Origin of the sequence: Ruoffia sp. FAM 20857, assembly GCF_045528645.1 — a bacterium.
Lineage (GTDB): Bacteria > Bacillota > Bacilli > Lactobacillales > Aerococcaceae > Ruoffia > Ruoffia halotolerans.
In genome coordinates, this window is record NZ_JBGQRB010000098.1 from 1 (window position 1) to 1,990 (window position 1,990).

2 protein-coding genes are annotated in these 1,990 nt (G+C 34.7%); both read right to left on the minus strand.

The window, feature by feature from the left end:
- On the minus strand, window positions 1-434 hold a 434-nt coding region (locus ACEN4N_RS11350), incomplete at its 3' end, for an ATP-binding protein (RefSeq protein ID WP_407094260.1).
- Window positions 431-1,846: an IS21 family transposase gene (istA, locus tag ACEN4N_RS11355; protein ID WP_407090967.1), complete on the minus strand. Its 1,416-nt coding sequence runs from the start codon at window positions 1,844-1,846 to the stop codon at window positions 431-433. The genes ACEN4N_RS11350 and istA, both read right to left, overlap by 4 nt.
- Window positions 1,847-1,990 lie beyond the last annotated feature (144 nt).

Consider the following 1,990-nt stretch of genomic DNA (forward strand, 5'->3'; position numbering starts at 1 on the left):
AACCGCTCTAATTGATTGTTTTTCCATGCTCGTTCAAGTTCTAAGACAAGGTCACTAACTCGCCAAAATCGAGTCTCAATACCCTGTTGACAAGCTTTGTAGCCTAAAGCACTAGCTAAATGAGTTTTACCGGTGCCTGGGGCACCAATACATACAATATTTTGATTTTCTTTTATAAAATCAAGAGAAGTTAATATTTCTCTAGTTTGGGAATCTTGTAACCGAATATCTTGATGCCACTCGAAGGAATCAAGTGTTTTATGGCCAATAAACTTCGCTTGCTTAATTAAACGTTGAATTTTTCGTTCTTCTTTAGCTTCTACTTCATTTATTAACAATTTAAGTAGCCATTCTTCTTGTTTAGGATCATCAACTAAGCTTGGTAAACTATTTAAGCGCAGTTCTTTACATACTGTTTCTAAAGTATAAATCATACCTTCACTCCTTTGGCTGCAACTTGGGTAAGAGCATCATATCCTTGCCAGTTCACATCAGATAGACTTTCCTCATACTCTTCAGAAATCAGTTCATAGAACCTTTCATTCAATTCAATCATTGTATGAACAGATAACAAACCTAATAAACGATCGAGTCGTTGGTAGAGTAAACGTAGATCATCAACACTCAAATATGACTGTATCCGTCCTGGAAGGTACTTCCAGTATCGTGAATAAGTGATTTTAGATAACCGCTGTTTCCAATCCCTAAGGATTGTAGGCCAATCAATTGCTCGTTTTCGAGTAACATATGGACGAAAATCTTCTTGAATGATTTCTCCGTTGCGAGTGATAATACGATATTTGTCCCAAGTGAGATAGGCATATACTTCACCATGACGCCATGAATTATGAATATGTATTAAAGTATTATCTAATTTTATTTCATTCATTTTATTTGCTCTTACTAGAACTTCTTTAAAGACAGGGTAATCTTCATCTGGTAGTTCTAAGCAGGATTTCTTTTCTTCTTTCCAAAGTGATTCTATCGTTCTTATTTTCTCATAGTGTTTTTCTTTTCGTTTCTTTACCATTCTCTGTTCTAAATCTTTATTCAAAGAAGAAAAATCTTTCATCTTGGGTGTTTCAGAAAAGAAATTATAGCGAACATATCCGACTTTATTTTCAACACTACCTTTTTCATGACCACTTGCAGGGTTACAAGTTTGGACATTGAACCCATAATGCATTGCAAATTGTAGAAATTCATTCGTTAACTTTGCATCCTTGAATTTTGATTTTGGTTTAATAACTGCAGTTGTCATATTATCAATTCGAATTGTCTTAGGGACACAGCCCATTTGCTTAAAGATTTCTTTCATACCAGTTAATAAGCATTCCTGATTTTCACTTGGTAAAGCAACTGCAAATCCCGCATTGCTAAACGGAGTACTTAACACTAATGCTTTGACATCCTTAAATGATCCTTCATGTTCAACTTCCATTGTTCCAAAGTCTAATTGGGCTTCTGCTGGAGGATGTTCGAGTCTTTCATAACCTGCACTCGGAAGATCATGATGATGTGAACTTTTCCAGTCGTGTACAAAATTGCAAACCGTACGATATGAGCCTTTAAAACCTATTGTCTCTAGTCCTTCAAAATAATTTTTGTTTGTTCTTCTTTTCTTTTTGGGAAGACGATAGTCTTCTTCTAGCCACAATGAAACGATGTCTCCCCAATCTTCGTCATACATCATTCCAACTTTTTTCTTCAAGTTTTTTTCAGGTAACACTAAACCATCAGCATACTTCTTTGCAGTACGCCAGTTAATATCTAAAGTTGTTGCAATTTCATTTATTGATTTATCGTGATTATTACGTAGATTTTTGATAGTATTAATATCAGCCATTGTTAGCATCCTTTTTCTTCCTCCAAGTTAAGCGTCGTAACTTAAACTTTAGAGGTAAACTGGATGACTAACAAGGCTTTTTTTGTTGCCTGGTTATGTACTTTTAGGCTGCAATCTTATGTATTATTATATTGCCATAAACAA